General features: G+C 42.5%; 7 protein-coding genes, 1 tRNA gene and 2 rRNA genes. All 10 read left to right on the top strand.

Annotation, left to right across the window (positions count from 1 at the left end; all coding sequences use genetic code 11):
* Positions 1-41: 41 nt before the first annotated feature.
* The 10 genes from J3U91_RS07140 to J3U91_RS07095 all read left to right on the top strand — a co-directional run bounded on the left by J3U91_RS07140 (position 42) and on the right by J3U91_RS07095 (position 19,402).
* Positions 42-1,793, top strand: coding sequence for an ABC transporter ATP-binding protein (locus J3U91_RS07140; RefSeq protein WP_002820339.1), 1,752 nt, complete (start codon positions 42-44; stop codon positions 1,791-1,793).
* Complete coding sequence (locus J3U91_RS07135; protein WP_002820338.1) at positions 1,786-3,633, top strand: ABC transporter ATP-binding protein; 1,848 nt, start codon at positions 1,786-1,788, stop codon at positions 3,631-3,633. Before J3U91_RS07140 ends, J3U91_RS07135 begins: the two co-directional genes overlap by 8 nt.
* A gap of 81 nt (positions 3,634-3,714) precedes the next feature.
* Positions 3,715-5,253 (top strand): MDR family MFS transporter, encoded by a 1,539-nt coding sequence (locus tag J3U91_RS07130; protein WP_002820337.1) that lies wholly within the window; start codon positions 3,715-3,717, stop codon positions 5,251-5,253.
* Entirely contained in the window at positions 5,250-6,257 is a 1,008-nt protein-coding gene (locus J3U91_RS07125; RefSeq protein WP_002820335.1) for a DUF4811 domain-containing protein, read from the top strand. Before J3U91_RS07130 ends, J3U91_RS07125 begins: the two co-directional genes overlap by 4 nt.
* A gap of 175 nt (positions 6,258-6,432) precedes the next feature.
* Positions 6,433-6,636: a cold-shock protein gene (locus J3U91_RS07120; RefSeq protein ID WP_002816803.1), complete on the top strand. Its 204-nt coding sequence runs from the start codon at positions 6,433-6,435 to the stop codon at positions 6,634-6,636.
* Positions 6,637-6,857: 221 nt separating this feature from the next.
* Positions 6,858-10,451: a DNA-directed RNA polymerase subunit beta gene (gene rpoB, locus J3U91_RS07115; RefSeq protein ID WP_004164905.1), complete on the top strand. Its 3,594-nt coding sequence runs from the start codon at positions 6,858-6,860 to the stop codon at positions 10,449-10,451.
* An 11-nt stretch (positions 10,452-10,462) separates the two neighbouring features.
* Positions 10,463-14,164 carry a DNA-directed RNA polymerase subunit beta' gene (rpoC, locus tag J3U91_RS07110; RefSeq protein ID WP_002820333.1) on the top strand — a complete coding sequence of 1,234 codons (3,702 nt, stop codon included), beginning with the start codon at positions 10,463-10,465 and terminating at the stop codon, positions 14,162-14,164.
* A 400-nt stretch (positions 14,165-14,564) separates the two neighbouring features.
* A 16S ribosomal RNA gene (locus tag J3U91_RS07105) occupies positions 14,565-16,129 on the top strand.
* Positions 16,130-16,228: 99 nt separating this feature from the next.
* A tRNA-Ala gene (locus tag J3U91_RS07100) sits at positions 16,229-16,301 on the top strand.
* A gap of 213 nt (positions 16,302-16,514) precedes the next feature.
* Positions 16,515-19,402: ribosomal RNA gene (locus J3U91_RS07095) — 23S ribosomal RNA — on the top strand.
* The 16S and 23S rRNA genes sit together here with 1 tRNA gene alongside, the layout of an rRNA operon.
* Positions 19,403-19,460: the final 58 nt, after the last annotated feature.

Below are 19,460 nucleotides of genomic sequence, written 5' to 3'. Positions count from 1 at the left end.
ATTTTTTTTTTAAAACTGGCGTAACATATATTTTAAAATGCATGTTCAAGCTGGCTTATAAAAATTTAAATAAATTCGTTGTTTTTCTGGCTATTTTTTGTTTGTTTTTTCAGGTAGCCGCTGATCTTATTTTGCCTTCGATTACTGCGAATATAGTTAATATTGGTGTTGTCAAACATGATATTTCTTATATTTGGAAAACCGGTCTGGTTATGTTGATTGTTAGTTTTTTTGGAATTGTCGGAGCAATCTGTAACCAGTTACTGGCAGCTACTTCTTCTCAAAAACTTGGCGTCAAACTGCGAAGTTTTATGTTTCGCAAGGTTACAAAAATGGCGGATGGCGATTTTGAAAAACTTGGTCAGGCGTCACTGATTACGAGAACGACCAATGATGTTGTCCAAATGCAGAATGCCACTTATTCGATGCTTCGGATGATGATTAGATCTCCAATGATGTTAATTGGTGCCAGCGTGATGGCTTATTTTAAGAGTCCTCGTTTAATGTTGGTCTTCGCTGCCGCAATGCCGGTTTTGGCTTTGGTTGTCATTTTGGTCATGACCAAATCGGTACCCCTTTTTAAAAAGATTCAAGCTTTAACGGATCAAATCAATTTGGTTTTTCGTGAAGGATTAACTGGAGTGAGGGTTATTCGTGCCTTTAATCAAGATGAATTCGAGCAAAATCGTTTTAAAAAGGCTAATATAAATCTCACACAAAATGCAATTAACGCTTACGTGATTACCAGTTTGATGAGTCCGGCGATGACCTTCATTATCAGTGCATCGAATATAGCGATTGTTTGGTTTGGTGCTCATTTAATTGCCGGGAGTCTGATGCCGGTTGGCAATCTCTTGTCTTTTATTACATATGCAACACAAATGTTGTTTTCTTTCATGCAGCTTTCAATGATTTTTGTTGTTGTTCCACGGGCTCAGGCATCTGCACAAAGAATTCAGCAAGTTCTTGATATCAAGGACACTATTAACGATCCGATTAAACCGAAAAAACTTGATCCAATTGACGATTTGAAGTTTTCCCATGTCGACTTTACTTTTTCCGGTTCGAGTAAGAAAGTCCTTGATGACATTAATTTTGAGATTCATAAAGGACAAACGCTGGCGATTATTGGAGGAACAGGGTCAGGGAAAAGCAGTCTTATCAATTTCGTTCCTCGATTATTCGATGTATCCGGCGGTAAGGTGCTGATTAACGGAGACGATGTTAGTGATTTTTCTCAAAGTGATCTACATAAACACATTTCTTTTACCAGCCAAAAGTCTTTTCTTTTCGAAGGTACTGTTCGAGGCAACTTAAAGTATGGCAATTCTCAAGCCAGTGAACAAGATATGAATCGTGCTTTGGAAATTGCCCAAGCAAATTCTTTTATTCAAGAACAAGGCGGCTTGGATGCACCGGTTGAACAAGGCGGCAATAATTTTTCCGGTGGTCAGATCCAACGCTTATCAATTGCCCGGGCAGTAATTAAACGGGCCGATATTTATATTTTTGATGATACTTTTTCTGCTCTTGATTTTAAGACTGATGCCAATTTACGGCAGGCACTTTCCGAAGATAAAAAAATAAAAAATGCAATAAAAATCATTGTTGCTCAACGTGTCTCGACCGTGGCAGATGCTGACCAGATTCTCGTTTTGGAGGATGGAAAAATTTCTGGTCTTGGCACGCATCAAGAATTGTTGAAAAATAATTCGATTTACAAAGAAATTGTCGATTCCCAACTTCATAAAAATGATATCTTAGCCAAGTCCGGAGGTAAAATTTATGCGTAATCCGGCCGCAAGAATGAGTGGAAACGGCAATGGACCGAGGCCGATGGCAAGAGTCGCCGAACACCCGCATAATTTTTGGGGTACGACGGTCAGACTGTTTAAGTATCTTGGTCGGAACAGAATTGGTGTTGTTTTTTCGGTTCTTCTCGCGATTGGGTCGGTTTTGTTGTCTGTTTCTGCACCGAAAATTTTGGGTCGGGCTACAACGATCATTTATAAAGGGGTTGTTGCTGGTTTGAAGTCCGAAAAATATCAAATCTCCTACCAACCAATTATCAAAATATTGATTGAAGTATCTATTATTTATGTTCTCTCGGCCCTTATGAGTTTTCTTCAGCAGGCTATCATGACGAGAATTTCTCAGAAAACGATCTTTCGTTTGCGATCGGAGTTCAAAGCCAAAATGGCTCGCTTGCCGATCAAATATTATGATCAGCATCAAAATGGAGATATTATGAGCCGGGTTGTTAACGACATGGATAATATTTCCGGGACTCTTCAACAAGCGCTGATTCAAATTGTCACTTCCGCCTTAACTTTTCTCGGCGTTGTTTTCTTTATGCTGACTATTAGTTGGTCTTTATCTTTGATTGCTTTCATTACGGTGCCAATCAGCATTTTTGTTGTTCGTTTTATTGCTCCGCATGCCCAGAAACTGTTTGCCAGACAGCAGGCAGTATTGGGAATTATGAATGGCCAAGTCGAGGAAACTTTTTCTGGCCATGAGGTCATTAAAACCTTTGATCGTGAAATTCCAGTGATTGATAGATTTGAAAAACAAAGTCAAAAATATTATCAAGCCGCTTGGAAAGCTCAATTTATTTCTGTTTTGATTTTTCCGGCGATGCAGTTTTTAAATAATCTGGATTATTTGTTAATTGCTGTTTTTGGTTCGATTCAAGTTGCGAATGGTCAGTTGCCGCTTGGCGATATTCAGGCATTTTTACAATATACCAATCAATTCTCGCAACCGATTACTCAAATTGCCAATTTAAGTAATACAATTCAATCGACGATTGCCAGTGCCGAAAGAATTTTCGAAATTCTTGATGCGAAAGAAATGACTAACGATTTCAAAAATTTACCGAAAAATATCAAGAATCCTAAATCCTTATTGTCTTTCGATCACGTTAAATTTGGTTACAGTGATAATTTATTAATCAAAGATTATTCGCTTAAAGTCGATAAAGGCCAGATGATTGCAATTGTTGGACCGACCGGTGCTGGCAAAACAACGATTATTAATCTTCTCGAACGTTTTTATGATGTAAAAGATGGTTCAATTAGATATAAGGGTTTTGATACCCGGACTTTGACGCGACCGGAAGCCCGTTCTCATTTTGCAATGGTTCTTCAAGAAACTTGGCTCTTTACCGGAACTGTTTTTGACAACATTAAATATGGTAACGAACAAGCGACTGAAGAACAGGTAGTTTCTGCGGCCAAAGAGGCTTATGCCGATGGTTTCATCCGCCAGCTATCCAAGGGATATCAAACAATCCTCAATGAATCGGCTTCTAATATTTCGCAGGGTCAAAGGCAGCTGTTAACGATTGCCCGGGCTTTTCTTGCTGATCCGGAAATTTTAATCCTTGATGAAGCTACCAGCTCTGTTGATACGCGAACAGAAATTTTAATTCAAAGGGCAATGGAAAAACTGCAAAGTTCCCGGACCAGTTTTGTTGTTGCTCATCGGCTTTCGACAATTCAGAATGCTGATAATATTGTTGTTATGAATCATGGGTCGATTGTCGAAACTGGAACGCATGAAGAACTTTTGGATGCTAACGGCTTTTATGCCGATCTGTATAATTCACAATTTTCGAATGGAGCCATCTGAAATGTCACCATTTTTCCGTTATTTTAAAAGACGGTATAAGTAATAATTATTGTTTGTTTTTTTGTTTTTATGGAGGTATAAATGTCGGCCAAATCAGTTGATATTCACGGAAAAAATTATAGTCGCGGCCTATTTATGCTAGCCGTTTTGGTTGCTACCTTCGCGGGAATGCTGATGGGAACTTCTTTAGGAACTGCTCTGCCGACATTAATGAATGATTTTAATATTGACCTGGCAACGGCTCAAGAGGCAACTACTTGGTTTTTGCTGGCAAATGGAATTATGGTTCCTGTTTCAGCTTATTTGTCGACCAAGTTTCCAACTAAATGGCTTTATGTTGTTGCGTTCTCAATGCTTCTAATAGGGCAATATATTTCTTATAGTGCCCCGAACAACAACTGGAATTGGTTTTTAGCGGGACGAATTGTTCAGGCAATTGCCGTTGGAATTACAATGCCTTTGATGCAAGTCGTTATTGTTTACATATTTCCGGCTAAAGATCGTGGAGCCGCGATGGGCTTGGGTGGTTTGGTTATCGGAATGGCTCCGGCGATTGGCCCGACACTTTCCGGATGGATTTTAGATAAGAACCATACGATTCTCGGCTTGACTTTGTCTGATTCCTGGCGTTCCATTTTCTTATTACCGATGTTTGTAATTGCTTTAGACCTGGTTATGAGTTTGTTCTTGTTGCATGATGTTGTGCCAAATCAAAATATTAAGCTCGATATTCGTTCTTTGGTTCAGTCTACGGTCGGTTTTGGTCTCTTTTTATGGGGACTGACCAATGTTGCCAATTCACACTATGATGGTTGGTTTGATATTCCGCATGTTATTATTCCGGGATTGATTGGTATTTTCTTTATTGCAACTTTCGTTTTGCATCAATTGGAAATGAAACATCCTTTCTTGGATGTCCGCGTTTTCAAAATAAAACAATTTTCGGTCACAACTATTTTGATCTCTCTATCGATGATGGCAATGATGGGAATTGAAATGATGATTCCAACTTATTTGCAGGAACTTCGTGGTTTATCGCCATTGTCATCCGGTTTAACTCTATTTCCTGGAGCGGTTTTGATGGGAGTTATGTCTCTGGTTGCCGGAGCAGTTTATGATCGAAATGGTGCAAAACGGTTATCGAGAGTCGGTTTCATGATTTTATCGATTGCAACATTTCCTTTCTTATTCATTGGTTTAAATACGCCAAAGTCTTTTATAACAATCTTTTACGCTTTGAGAATGTTTGGAATCGCGATGGTTATGATGCCGCTTACCGCTTCGGCAATGTCTGCACTCCCAAAAGAAAAAGCTTCCGATGGGACTGCCGCCAACAACACTGCCAGACAGGTCGCTTCTGCAATTGTTGTTTCCTTGCTTTCTTCTGTGACGCAAAATATTGCCAATACAGAGGGGCCAGCCAAAGCTTTGAAATCGGAAAACGTTTTGGAATTTAGTCGAAAAACTCTCGATGTAACCTTAACTGGTTTTCATGCTTCGTTTGCAATTGCTTTGATTTTTGCTCTTCTTGGATTTATCATTTCCGGTTTTCTTCATTCAGGTAAGATTATTAGCAACGATCCGAATCTCCTCGATGAGAAAGGGGACAAACAATCATGATCTTTGTATTAGTCGCTTTATTTGCGCTGACGACATTTGTAAGCTGGATGTTGCTTAAAACTGCTTTTCTGCGGCGTCTTTGGGGAAGTCTGTCCAGCCTGCTTCTTTTTGGCAGCATTCTTTTAATGATTTTGAACATGAATGAACATTTTGGCATGGCAAAAGTTGTTAGTTCGCAAAAGGAAAGAATCTATTCGGTCGCCGGCAATAAATTAAGCGCAGGCATTTTAGCTACGACAAGTAATAAAAAGCTTGGCAGTGATTTAGCGATTTATCTTTATAAAAACAAAGAAAATTCCGCTAAAGTAAGAACTGCCGTTCCTTCTTCGACAAGCAGCCTTTCCATGAAAGAAATTTCCGGTAGCAAAGCTTATCGGGTTACAAAAGTAACAAAATGGAAGTATAAGGATGGTTTATCGAAATTATTCTTTGGCTTCGGCAAACTTGATAAAGTTGTCAGCAAAAAGAAAGTTGTTTTCCAAATTCCCGATAATGAGTGGCTTCAACTAACTGAAAAGCAGTTATCAAAACTGCAAAAATTGATTGCCAATCCAAAAAAAATTAAAAACGAGAAGGTATTAACATTACTAGCAGCAGCTCAAGAAGCTCAAGAAGCGGGGAAGGATAAAAAAGCCGCGAGAATTCAGGTAACTGCTATTCGTGTCTTGCTATCAATCTCTTTGACGAAAACGGATAAAGATCTCACAGCAAAAATTGAATCTTCAAGTAAGGCTGCGTCTAAAAAAGAGTCCGCAGCTCTTTCAAGTTCAATACTTGCTTCTGAACAGGCTGCCGCATCGGCTTCCGAGTCGGCTTCGATTGCTCAATCGGAGGCTGCACAAAGTTCGGCATCCGCTAGTGCCTCAGCCTCTGCATCTGCTGCAAAATCTTCCTCGGCTGCGAACTCGTCTTCCAGCTCTTCCAGTTCTTCTTCATCATCTTCCAGTTCCAGTAATTCATCTTCTACTTCTTCAAAGCAGAGCAGTAACTCCAGCAGCAAATAGTTTTAATGAGAAACCGAACTTTTTAATCGGTTTTCTTTCAATAGTTCTGTTATAATGAAGAAGTATTAATCGGTAAGGTTCCAAGATTCAAAATTCAAATGTTTCAAAGCTCTGCGCCAATTATGTACAACAAAAAATAGATTAAAGACGCACTAGGTGCAGGAAGAATTTTTTCATGGAAACAGGTACAGTTAAATGGTTTAATGCCGATAAAGGCTATGGTTTTATCACTCGCGACAACGGTGGCGATGTATTCGTACATTTCTCAGCTATTCAGACTGATGGCTTCAAGTCATTAGATGAAGGTCAAAAGGTAACTTTTGAAGTTGAAGATGGCCAACGTGGACCACAAGCCGTTAACGTTAATAAAGCTAACTAATAAATTTGCAATTCATTGACCTTCTGTGTATAATCATTATGCAGTGAGGTCTTTTTAAAATGTGGTTATGGAAATATTGTCCCGTAACTACTTCAAAGCGCGGATCCGTTTGGATCAGCGCTTTTTTATGCTCATAATCTCACATAATTTAGTAATTTATTTACCAAAATATTTGAGAAGAATGAAATTGACTGACCTAGATAAAAATTGGAGGAATTACATTGGTTACACATAATGTGAAGATAAATAAGCATGTTACTCGACGCAGTTACTCTTCTGCTAAAGAAGTGCTTGAAATCCCACCGTTGACCGAAGTCCAGACTGCCTCTTATAAGTGGTTTATGGATAAAGGCATTAAAGAAATGTTCAATGATATCATGCCTATCGAAGATTTTGCCGGCAAGCTATCACTTGAATATGTAGATTACTCATTAGGAGAACCTAAATATTCGTTAAAGGAATCACGCGAACAAGGCGTTAACTATGCGGCTCCACTGCATGTTACTCTTCGTTTGACGAATAAAGAAACTGGCGAAATTAAGTCTCAGGATGTTTATTTTGGCGAATTTCCATTAATGACCGAATATGGTTCCTTTGTGATTAATGGAGCCGAGCGTGTTGTTGTATCGCAGCTTGTTCGTTCTCCGGGAATTTATTACAACGAAGATACCGATAAAACCGGTAGAGTTGTTTATGGAACTACGGTTATTCCAAACCGTGGTGCTTGGTTGGAATTGGATACCGATGCCAAAGGCGTTGCTAATATTCGAATTGACCGAACCCGTAAACTTCCGATTACGGAATTAATTCGTTCCTTTGGTTTTGGCTCTGATTCGGAGATCCAAGATATCTTTGGCGACGAGATAGATTCTTTGAATTTGGCAATTGAAAAAGATGTTCATAAAGATCCTTCGATGTCTAGAGTCGGTGAAGCCTTGGAAGATATTTACGAGCGTTTGCGTCCCGGTGAACCAAAAACGATTGATTCGTCTCGTTCACTATTAGCGGCTCGTTTCTTTGATCCGAAACGTTATGATCTTGGCAATGTTGGTCGCTACAAGGTCAATAAAAAACTTTCTCTGAAATCCCGTTTGTTGGGTCAGACTTTAGCTGAAGATATTTTGAATTCCGACGGCGAAGTTGTTGTTCCTAAGGACACGAAGATTGATAAGAAAAGTATGAAACTGATTTCTCCACTACTCGATGAAGAGGATTTTCACGTTGAAAATCTGCAACCTGATGAAGAAGGAGTCCTGCCCGATCCGATTAAAGTTCAGACGATTAAAATATTCAGTCAGGTTGATCCGACTAAAGTTATTAAATTAATCGGAAATGGCCACATTGACGAGTCGATTCATCACATTCTTCCTGCCGATATTATTGCCGGCATGAACTATTTCTTCAATCTCCAAGAGGGAGTCGGCGCGACTGACGATATCGATCATTTAGGCAATCGTCGAATTCGTTCGGTTGGCGAACTGCTTGAAAACCAATTCCGTATTGGCCTCACGCGAATGGAACGTGTTGTCCGCGAACGGATGTCGATTCAAGATTCCGACACTGTTACACCGCAACAATTAATTAATATTCGTCCGGTTGTTGCCACAGTCAAAGAGTTCTTTGGTTCTTCACAACTTTCTCAATTCATGGATCAAACCAATCCGCTTGGCGAATTGAACCATAAGCGTCGTTTGTCTGCCTTGGGACCTGGTGGACTGACTCGTGATCGTGCTGGTTATGAAGTTCGTGATGTTCATTATTCTCATTACGGCCGTATTGATCCAATTGAAACTCCAGAAGGCCCAAACATTGGTTTGATTACCTCTTTGGCTGTCTATGGACGGATCAACGAATATGGTTTTATCGAGACGCCTTATCGCCGTGTTGATTGGGATACCCATAAAGTTACCGACAAGATTGATTACTTGACTGCCGATGTCGAAGATAATTACACGATTGCTCAAGCTAACTCTCCGTTAAATGACGATGGATCTTTCACAAATCCAACTGTTACCGCTCGTCATGGCGATAACAATATTGAAACGCCAATTGAAGATGTCGACTACATGGATGTTTCTCCAAAACAGGTTGTTGCTGTTTCGACAGCTGCGATTCCTTTCCTTGAAAATGATGATTCCAACCGTGCTTTAATGGGGGCCAACATGCAGCGTCAGGCTGTTCCTTTGGTTGCTCCGCATTCTCCGATCGTTGGAACCGGAATTGAATATCGTGCAGCGGTCGATTCCGGATTAGCACAAATTGCCGAAGAAAAGGGCACAGTCGAATATGTTGATGGCCGAACAATTAAAGTCCGCGAAGAAGATGGAACTCTCCATGAATATCCATTAATGAAATTCCAGCGCTCGAATGGCGGAAAGAATTATAACCAGACTCCGATTGTTAAAGTTGGTGAAAAGATTGAAAAAGGTGAAGTGCTTGCCGATGGACCAGCAATGGAAAATGGTGAACTTGCTCTTGGACAAAATCCGGTTATCGCCTTTATGACTTGGCATGGATATAACTTCGAAGATGCAATTGTCTTAAACGAACGACTGGTCCGTGACGATGTGTACACATCTATTCATATCGAAGAACACGAGTCTGAAGCACGTGATACAAAACTTGGACCTGAAGAAATTACTCGTGAAATCCCTAACGTTGGTGAAGACCAATTAAAGGATCTTGATGATTCCGGGATTATTCGAATTGGTGCCGAAGTTGAAGATGGAGATATTTTAGTTGGAAAAATTACTCCAAAGGGTGTAACGGAATTATCAGCCGAAGAACGTTTACTCCATGCTATTTTCGGTGAAAAGGCCCGTGAAGTTCGTGATACTTCTTTGCGTGTTCCTCACGGCGGTGGCGGAATTATTCAGGATGTCGAAATTTTCACTCGAGAAAATGGCGATGAATTGGCTCCTGGAGTTAATATGATGGTCCGGGTCTTCATTGCTCAAAAACGTAAGATCCAAGTCGGCGATAAGATGGCTGGCCGCCATGGAAACAAAGGAACTGTTTCGGTTGTTGTCCCAGAAGAAGATATGCCGTTTATGCCGGATGGCAGACCAATCGATATTCTCCTTTCTCCAATGGGTGTTCCATCCCGTATGAATATCGGACAGATTTTGGAACTTCATTTGGGCATGGCAGCTAAAAAACTTGGTATTAAAATTATGACTCCTGTTTTCGATGGAGCTTCTGATGATGAAATTATCGATGCTCTAAAAGAGGCTGGACTTGACGAAGATGGCAAGACAGTTCTTTATGATGGACAGACCGGTGAAGCCTTCGATAACCGAATCTCTGTTGGTGTTATGCATTATATGAAACTGGCTCACATGGTTGACGACAAGATTCACGCTCGTTCAATTGGACCATATTCTCTTGTTACGCAACAGCCTTTGGGTGGTAAAGCCCAATTCGGTGGACAGCGTTTTGGTGAAATGGAAGTTTGGGCTCTTGAAGCCTATGGTGCTGCTTACACTTTGCAGGAAATTCTTACCTATAAGTCTGATGATGTTCGCGGTCGTAATAAGGTCTTTGAATCTATCGTTAAAGGGCAGGCAATTCCAAAGCCCGGCGTTCCGGAATCTTTCCGTGTTCTTGTTAAAGAACTGCAGGCGCTTGGACTTGATATGAAGGTCCTCAATGGCAAAGGCCAAGAAGTAAAAATGGCTCAAATGGATGAAGACGATAATGTTGCGACGGTTGATGCATTGGAACAGATCGCTAAAGAAAAGCCTGATTTGTTTAAAGGAGACGATGACGATACGCCACGGATTCCAGCAACAAAACTTGATGAAGAAAATGTTTAAGGAGAAAAAACTTGGCAATAGACGTTAACAAATTTGAATCTATGCAAATTGGTTTAGCATCGCCAGCTAAGATCCGCGAGTGGTCTTATGGTGAAGTTAAAAAACCAGAAACGATCAACTATCGTACTTTAAAAGCAGAGCGTGACGGTCTCTTTGATGAACGAATTTTTGGACCAATTAAAGATTATGAATGTGCTTGTGGAAAATATAAGCGAATCCGTTATAAAGGGATTGTTTGTGATCGTTGTGGTGTCGAAGTTACTTCTTCGAAGGTTCGCCGCGAGAGAATGGGCCATATCGAATTAGCTGCTCCTGTTACACATATTTGGTACTTTAAGGGAATTCCAAGTCGAATGGGCTTGATTTTGGACATGAGTCCGCGCTCTCTTGAAGAAATTATTTATTTTGCCAGTTACGTTGTAATTAACCCCGGAAACACGCCACTTGAAAAGAAACAATTGATCACCGAAGCTGAATATCGTCAATATCAAGACCAGTATGGTACTGATACTTTTGATGCAAAGATGGGTGCTGAAGCTATTAAAGAATTATTAGCAGAAGTCGATCTTGAAAAACAGGCTAAGGAATTAAAGAACGAATTAAAGGACGCTACCGGACAAAAACGGACTCGTGCCGTTCGTCGTTTGGATATCGTCGAAGCCTTTATTCAATCCGGCAACAAGCCGGAATGGATGGTTATGGATGTTGTTCCGGTTATCCCTCCTGATTTGCGCCCAATGGTCCAATTGGAAGGTGGTCGTTTTGCGACTTCCGACTTAAACGATCTGTACCGTCGAGTTATTAATCGTAATAATCGTCTTAAGCGTTTATTGGACTTGAATGCTCCTGGAATTATTGTTCAAAACGAAAAACGTATGCTCCAGGAAGCTGTTGATGCATTGATCGATAACGGTCGTCGTGGCCGTCCTGTTTCCGGACCTGGTAATCGTCCTTTGAAGTCGCTTTCCCACCTGCTCAAGGGTAAGCAAGGACGGTTCCGTCAGAATCTGTTGGGAAAACGTGTTGATTATTCCGGTCGTTCGGTTATCGATGTTGGACCTTTCTTGAAAATGAACCAGATGGGTCTTCCTCGCCAGATGGCTGTTGAATTGTTTAAGCCTTTTATTTATAACCGACTAATCGAATTAGGGACAGAGAACGGTGGCGCAAATAACCTTCGTTCAGCCCGTCGCTTGGTTGAACGCCATGAAGATGTTGTTCAGGATGTCTTAGAAGAAGTTGTTAAGGAACATCCAGTTCTGCTTAATCGTGCACCTACTTTGCACCGTCTTGGTATTCAGGCTTTTGAACCTGTTCTTGTATCCGGCAAAGCGATGCGTTTGCATCCACTGGTTACAACGGCTTATAACGCTGATTTCGATGGTGACCAAATGGCGATTCACGTTCCCTTGTCTGATGAAGCGCAAGCTGAAGCGCGTTTATTGATGTTGGCTGCTTCTCACATTTTGGCACCTAAAGATGGAAAACCAATTGTTGCTCCTTCGCAGGATATGACGATTGGAAACTATTATTTGACAACTGAAGAAGCCGGCATTAAAGGTGAGGGGATGATTTTCTCTTCTGCCGACGAGGTCAAGATGGCTTTGCAGAATCACGAAGTAGAACTGCATACTCGTATTGGTATCGCAGCTTCCAGTTTCGATAAAGCAAAACCGTTTACGGACCATCAGCGTGCAAGAATAATGGTTACAACAGTTGGTAAAGTTATCTTTAATGAAATTTTGCCGGATGATTTTCCATATATTAACGAACCAAAATCTGAGAACTTTAATGGCATCGATGATCGTTTCTTCCTTGATCCCGGTACTGATATTGTTGGATGGTTCAAAAACGAATCTTTGAACGGACCATTTAAATCAGGATTTCTATCGGATATCATCGCTCAAATTTATGCCCGCTATCAAGTAACCAGGACTTCTGTTTTACTTGATGATATGAAGGATCTTGGGTATGATATTTCAACTCGTTCCGGTTTAACCGTTGCTATGTCGGATGTTACCGAACTTCCTGAAAAAGGCGAGGTACTTAAAGAAGCCCATGAAAAGGTTGCTAAAATCACTAAACAGTTCCGTCGCGGCTTGTTGACCGATGATGAGCGTTATATTCAAGTTACTCAAACTTGGTCGGATGCTCAAGACAAGATCAAATCAATGTTGATTGCTTCCTTTGATTCAAAGAACCCGATCTTTATGATGAGTGATTCCGGAGCTCGTGGAAACATTTCAAACTTCGTTCAATTGGCTGGTATGCGTGGTTTAATGGCTGCTCCTAACGGTAAGGTTATTGAACTTCCCGTTACTGCTAACTTCCGTGAAGGACTTTCTGTTTTGGAAATGTTCATTTCTACTCATGGTGCACGTAAAGGCATGACTGATACGGCTTTGAAAACTGCTAACTCTGGTTATTTGACCCGTCGTTTGGTTGATGTTGCCCAAGAGGTTATTGTTCGTGAAGAAGATTGTGGTACTGATCGTGGTCTTGATGTCTCTGCAATTATGGATGGCAATGAAGTTATTGAACCGCTTTATGACCGCATTTTGGGCCGATATGCAATGAAACCGGTTATTGATCCAAAAACCGGCGAAGTAATTGCTAAGAAGAACCAAATGATTGATGAACATGTTGCTGATCAAATCATTGATGCTGGGATTCAAACAGTTACAATTCGTTCGATCTTTACTTGCCGTACCGAACACGGTGTTTGTGTTAAGTGCTATGGTCGCAATATGGCAACCGGAGACATCGTTGAAGTTGGTGAAGCCGTTGGTACGGTTGCTGCTCAATCGATTGGAGAACCTGGTACTCAATTGACAATGCGTACTTTCCATACTGGTGGTGTTGCTTTGTCAGAAGATATTACTCAAGGTCTCCCTCGTGTTCAGGAAATTTTCGAGGCCCGTAATCCTAAAGGACGTGCTGAAATTTCCGAAGTAACCGGAAAAGTTACTAGTATCGAAGAGAACCCGGCTGATCGTACCAAGACAGTTACGATTGAAGGAGAAACCGATACCCGTGAATACGTTCTACCAATTTCTGCTCGTTTGCGAGTTGCCGAAGGCGACGAAATTCATCGTTCCGAAGCGATCAACGAAGGACCTTTGGATCCTAAGGAATTGATCAAAGTTTCCAGTACCTTGAAGACTGAAAACTACATGTTGGCTGAAGTTCAAAAAGTTTACCGTATGCAGGGTGTTGGTATTGCCGACAAACACGTTGAAGTTATGGTTCGTCAAATGCTCCGTAAGGTTCGTGTGATGGATCCTGGACAAACCGACTTGCTTCCTGGTGAATTATTGGATATTGCCGACTTCCGTCGTGCCAATGCCAAAACAATTCTTTCAGGTCAAACGGCTGCTACATCGCGTCCGGTCCTGCTTGGTATTACAAAGGCTTCTCTAGAGACTAATTCATTCTTGTCTGCCGCCTCGTTCCAAGAGACCACCCGTGTCTTAACGGATGCTGCTATTCGCGGCAAAAACGATCCTCTGGTCGGTTTGAAGGAGAATGTTATCATCGGTAAAGTTATTCCTGCCGGGACTGGTGTCGCTGAATATCGTCATATTAAAGACGAAGTTGTTGCTGCTCCAGTCGAACCATTGGAAAAGATTCCTACATTGGATGAATTACAAAAAGCATTCGATAAAGAACCTGCTTCTTCAACTGGAAACAAAGCAAGTAATAGCGCTAAATAAATAACTTTTTCCCTACCCGCTGAATCTTCAGCGGGTTTTTATATTTTTTTTCATTTTCCTATTGACCTTCGGTTTAAATGGCTGTAATATATTTAAGTCAGCTCAGGGAGCGCGGCGGACTTAAAAGATTTCTTTTCTCAAGAAATTGTTGAAAAAGTCTTGACATTCGCTTGCTTCTCTGGCACGATATAAAGGTTGCTTTTGAAGTGACGCAGCACTTTGAAAACTGAACAGAACAAAGACAAACAAATTGTGTAGGGATTCATATTTATGCAAATAGATATGAACAAATTAATTAATTTGCGAAGTCAATTCGTAATACAAAAACAATAAATTACGTAACAACGTTTGGTAAAACAAACAGTCAGTAATTCATTATGAACGCTAAGTTCAAACTTTTTAAATTGAGAGTTTGATCCTGGCTCAGGATGAACGCTGGTGGCGTGCCTAATACATGCAAGTCGTACGCTAGCCGCTGAATTGATCCTTCGGGTGAAGTGAGGCAATGACTAGAGTGGCGAACTGGTGAGTAACACGTAAGAAACCTGCCCTTTAGTGGGGGATAACATTTGGAAACAGATGCTAATACCGCGTAACAACAAATCACACATGTGATCTGTTTGAAAGGTCCTTTTGGATCGCTAGAGGATGGTCTTGCGGCGTATTAGCTTGTTGGTAGGGTAGAAGCCTACCAAGGCAATGATGCGTAGCCGAGTTGAGAGACTGGCCGGCCACATTGGGACTGAGACACTGCCCAAACTCCTACGGGAGGCTGCAGTAGGGAATTTTCCGCAATGCACGAAAGTGTGACGGAGCGACGCCGCGTGTGTGATGAAGGCTTTCGGGTCGTAAAGCACTGTTGTAAGGGAAGAATAACTGAATTCAGAGAAAGTTTTCAGCTTGACGGTACCTTACCAGAAAGGGATGGCTAAATACGTGCCAGCAGCCGCGGTAATACGTATGTCCCGAGCGTTATCCGGATTTATTGGGCGTAAAGCGAGCGCAGACGGTTTATTAAGTCTGATGTGAAATCCCGAGGCCCAACCTCGGAACTGCATTGGAAACTGATTTACTTGAGTGCGATAGAGGCAAGTGGAACTCCATGTGTAGCGGTGAAATGCGTAGATATGTGGAAGAACACCAGTGGCGAAAGCGGCTTGCTAGATCGTAACTGACGTTGAGGCTCGAAAGTATGGGTAGCAAACGGGATTAGATACCCCGGTAGTCCATACCGTAAACGATGGGTGCTAGTTGTTAAGAGGTTTCCGCCTCCTAGTGACGTAGCAAACGCATTAAGCACCCCGCCTGAGGAGTACGGCCGCAAGGCTAAAACTTAAAGGAATTGACGGGGACCCGCACAAGCGGTGGAGCATGTGGTTTAATTCGAAGATACGCGAAAAACCTTACCAGGTCTTGACATACCAATGATCGCTTTTGTAATGAAAGCTTTTCTTTCGGAACATTGGATACAGGTGGTGCATGGTCGTCGTCAGCTCGTGTCGTGAGATGTTGGGTTAAGTCCCGCAACGAGCGCAACCCTTGTTATTAGTTGCCAGCATTTAGTTGGGCACTCTAATGAGACTGCCGGTGATAAACCGGAGGAAGGTGGGGACGACGTCAGATCATCATGCCCCTTATGACCTGGGCAACACACGTGCTACAATGGGAAGTACAACGAGTCGCAAACCGGCGACGGTAAGCTAATCTCTTAAAACTTCTCTCAGTTCGGACTGGAGTCTGCAACTCGACTCCACGAAGGCGGAATCGCTAGTAATCGCGAATCAGCATGTCGCGGTGAATACGTTCCCGGGTCTTGTACACACCGCCCGTCAAATCATGGGAGTCGGAAGTACCCAAAGTCGCTTGGCTAACTTTTAGAGGCCGGTGCCTAAGGTAAAATCGATGACTGGGATTAAGTCGTAACAAGGTAGCCGTAGGAGAACCTGCGGCTGGATCACCTCCTTTCTAAGGATAATCGGAATACTACACTGATTTAAATATCAAGGTTTGTTTGTTTGAGTTCTGTTCGGTTTTCAGAGCGCCGCCCTGAAAACACAAGCAACTGGGGAATTAGCTCAGCTGGGAGAGCACCTGCTTTGCAAGCAGGGGGTCATCGGTTCGAACCCGATATTCTCCATTGGCATTTTTTTGCCAATTGCACATTGATAACTGAATAGTAATTTAATTTCTTGTTAATTAAAATCCTGATGTCTCTTACGACATCGAGACATCAGGTAAATTGAACCGAGAAATTCACTTCGATAAAAGTAACTGAAAAGTTACCGCTAATAAAATCTAGAGATAGATCTCATAAATAATTTATTAGTTAATCGTCGATTTTTAATCGATAGGTTAAGTTAATAAGGGCGCATGGTGGATGCCTTGGCACTAGAAGGCGATGAAGGACGTGACTAACTACGATATGCCTCGGTTAGCTGTAAGTAAGCTTACCCGGGGTTTCCGAATGGGGCAACCCGATCTTAATGATCATCATCTTTTTGAATTCATAGATTAGATGAAGCAAACGCTGTGAACTGAAACATCTAAGTAGCAGTAGGAAAGTAAAGAAATTTCGATTCCGTCAGTAGCGGCGAGCGAACGCGGAAGAGCCCAAACCTGGATGCTTGCATCCAGGGGTTGTAGGACTGATGTTGAGTTACAAAGGTATAAGATAGCAGAAACAGTTGGGAAGCTGTTCCAAAGAGGGTGACAGGCCCGTATGCGAAATCTTGTACTCTCTAATCAGGATCCTGAGTACGGCCCAGCACGTGAAATTGGGTCGGAATCTGGGAGGACCATCTCCCAAGGCTAAATACTAACTAGTGACCGATAGCGAACAAGTACCGTGAGGGAAAGGTGAAAAGAACCCCGGAAGGGGAGTGAAATAGTTCTTGAAACCGTGTGCTTACAAGAAGTTCGAGGCCGTTAATGGCTGAGAGCGTGCTTTTTGTAGAATGAACCGGAGAGTTACGATTGCGTGCAAGGTTAAGGTGCAAAGACTGGAGCCGTAGCGAAAGCGAGTCTTAATAGGGCGAATCAGTACGTAGTTGTAGACCCGAAACCGAGTGACCTATCCATGGTCAGGTTGAAGGTGGGGTAATACCTACTGGAGGACCGAACAAGTGGGTGTTAAAAAACCCTTTGATGAACTGTGGATAGCGGTGAAATTCCAATCGAACTCGGAGATAGCTGGTTCTATCCGAAATACATTTAGGTGTAGCCTTGCAATTAGCTTACTGGAGGTAGAGCACTATTTGGTCTAGGGGCCCTTCAAGGGTTACCAAAATCAGATAAACTCCGAATGCCAGCTAAGTATGTGCAGGAGTCAGACGGTGAGTGATAAGATCCATCGTCAAAAGGGGAACAGCCCAGATCACCAGTTAAGGTCCCTAAATATATGCTAAGTGGAAAACGTTGTGAAGGTGCATAGACAACTAGGAGGTTGGCTCAGAAGCAGCCACCCTTTAAAGAGTGCGTAATAGCTCACTAGTCGAGTGCTCTTGCGCGGATAATGTACCGGGGCTAAGCATATTACCGAAACTGTGGATGCGTAAGCATGGTAGGATAGCGTAATTAACGCGATGAAGGATGACCGTAAGGACATGTTGGAGCGTTAACTAGTGAGAATTCCGGTATGAGTAGCGAAAGATAGGTGAGAATCCTATCCACCGAATGAGTAAGGTTTCCCCCGGAAGGCTCGTCCGCGGGGGGTTAGTCGGGACCTAAGGCGAGGCTGAAAAGCGTAGTCGATGGACAACAGGTTGATATTCCTGTACCGATATTTAATTGCCGAAGGAAGGACGCAGAAGGATAACACAGGCCACTATTGGATGTGGTTTTAAACAGTTAGTCTTCATAAGAGTCAAATGCTTTTATGTTTAAGGATAAGCTGTGAATGTACCAAGTTTACTTGGAAATTGTGTGATTTCACGCTGCTGAAAAAAGTTTCGTAGGAAGAAAATATTGCCCGTACCGCAAACCGACACAGGTACTCAAGTGGAGAACACTAAGGTGAGCGAGTGAACTATTGTTAAGGAACTCTGCAAAATGAGTCCGTAACTTCGGAAGAAGGACTGCTGGTTTTATACCAGCCGCAGCAAATAGGCCCAAACAACTGTTTATCAAAAACACAGGTTTCTGCAAAATCGTAAGATGAAGTATAGGGGCTGACGCCTGCCCAGTGCTGGAAGGTTAAAAGGAGGACTTAGCTTCGGCGAAGGTCTTAATTGAAGCCCCAGTGAACGGCGGCCGTAACTATAACGGTCCTAAGGTAGCGAAATTCCTTGTCGGGTAAGTTCCGACCCGCATGAAAGGCGTAATGATTTGGGCGCTGTCTCAACAATAGACTCGGTGAAATTTAAATTCCAGTGAAGATGCTGGGTACCCGCGACAGGACGGAAAGACCCCGTGGAGCTTTACTGTAGCTTGATATTGAATGTTTGTGCTGCATGTGCAGGATAGGTAGGAGACTTTGAAGTCGGAACGCTAGTTTCGATTGAGTCACCCTTGAGATACTACCTCTGTTGTATGAACGTTCTAACTCTGATCAGTTATCCTGATCGAAGACAGTGTCTGGCAGGCAGTTTGACTGGGGCGGTCGCCTCCTAAAAGATAACGGAGGCGCTCAAAGGTTTGCTCAGAATGGTTGGAAATCATTCGTAGCGTGTAAAGGCATAAGCAAGCTTGACTGTGAGACTGACAAGTCGAGCAGGTACGAAAGTAGGACTTAGTGATCCGGTGGTTCCGTATGGAAGGGCCATCGCTCAACGGACAAAAGCTACCCCGGGGATAACAGGCTCATCTCCCCCAAGAGTCCACATCGACGGGGAGGTTTGGCACCTCGATGTCGGCTCATCGCATCCTGGGGCTGTAGTCGGTCCCAAGGGTTGGGCTGTTCGCCCATTAAAGCGGTACGCGAGCTGGGTTCAGAACGTCGTGAGACAGTTCGGTCCCTATCCGTCGTGGGCGCAGGAAATTTGAGAGGATCTGTCCTTAGTACGAGAGGACCGGGATGGACATACCTCTGGTGTACCAGTTGTTCTGCCAAGAGCACCGCTGGGTAGCTACGTATGGATTAGATAATCGCTGAAAGCATCTAAGTGAGAAACTAACCTCGAGATGAGATTTCCCATTCGTCAGAAGTAAGACCCCTGAGAGACGATCAGGTAGATAGGCTAGAAGTGGAAGTGTAGTGATGCATGGAGCGGACTAGTACTAATAGGTCGAGGACTTAACCAAGTAAGTGGTTTGGTTCAATTGCTTGATTAACAGTGTTAAATTACTATTCGGTTATCAG

It is taken from the genome of Oenococcus oeni (assembly GCF_020510245.1).
Classification (GTDB): domain Bacteria; phylum Bacillota; class Bacilli; order Lactobacillales; family Lactobacillaceae; genus Oenococcus; species Oenococcus oeni.
Note: the sequence above shows the minus strand (reverse complement) of the source record. Positions and strands in the feature narration are given on the sequence as shown.

Excerpts from the sequence above, each read along its gene's own strand:
- J3U91_RS07130 (WP_002820337.1), top strand. The coding sequence starts at position 3,715 with ATGTCGGCCAAATCAGTTGATATTCACGGAAAAAATTATAGTCGCGGC.
- J3U91_RS07135 (WP_002820338.1), top strand. The coding sequence starts at position 1,786 with ATGCGTAATCCGGCCGCAAGAATGAGTGGAAACGGCAATGGACCGAGG.
- J3U91_RS07140 (WP_002820339.1), top strand. The coding sequence starts at position 42 with ATGTTCAAGCTGGCTTATAAAAATTTAAATAAATTCGTTGTTTTTCTG.
- J3U91_RS07120 (WP_002816803.1), top strand. The coding sequence starts at position 6,433 with ATGGAAACAGGTACAGTTAAATGGTTTAATGCCGATAAAGGCTATGGT.
- J3U91_RS07125 (WP_002820335.1), top strand. The coding sequence starts at position 5,250 with ATGATCTTTGTATTAGTCGCTTTATTTGCGCTGACGACATTTGTAAGC.